This is a genomic window from Polaromonas sp. P4_F4 (assembly GCF_056401355.1).
In genome coordinates this window covers 1-549 of sequence record NZ_JBFUJO010000072.1, presented here as the reverse complement: position 1 = coordinate 549, position 549 = coordinate 1, and the positions used below count along the sequence as shown (strand labels likewise).

Genomic DNA, 549 nt, shown 5'->3' with positions numbered 1-549 from the left:
CAGAAGGGGTTGAAGAAAAACAGCCAAAAACCACAAACCGGACACCGAAGACAAGCAAGGACACGCCATGGCGTGTCCTTGTGGTCTTGGTATTTGTGTATTTTGTATTGCTATCCGCTCCCCACCCGTGTGGCTGGGCCGAGCAGCGCAGATGGAGGCGGGATCAGGGCCGCAGTTGTTTGAGCCGCAGGCGAGTTCTGCGGACCCCCGCCGTAATCGAGCAGCGCAGGTTGCCTGGAGCGAAGCGCAAGGACCCAGACTGCGGGTCGCCTTTCTTTTCCTTAGGTTTCTTTGGCGAAGTGTATGGACTGGGCACATACGCAACAGGTGTTCGGAGACATAGGAAACACTTCTTCAGCGCCATTGGCGCAAGGAGAAGGGCATGCCTTGGCAACCGAGAGACCTGATGGACATCAAACGCGAATTCGTGGCACTGGCCTTGCAAGAAGGCGCCAACCGGCGCGAGCTGTGTCGGCGCTTTGGCATTGGCGCGAAGGCCGCATATGCACTGCTGGCGCGTTACGCCCAGGAAGGCGATGGCGCTTTCAA

1 protein-coding gene is annotated in these 549 nt (G+C 58.1%); it reads left to right on the top strand.

All coding sequences use genetic code 11. The annotated features are described in order from the left end of the window. Nucleotides 1-382 precede the first annotated feature (382 nt). The coding region (locus AC1DUR_RS25810; protein ID WP_477720922.1) for a helix-turn-helix domain-containing protein at nucleotides 383-549 on the top strand (167 nt) is incomplete at its 3' end.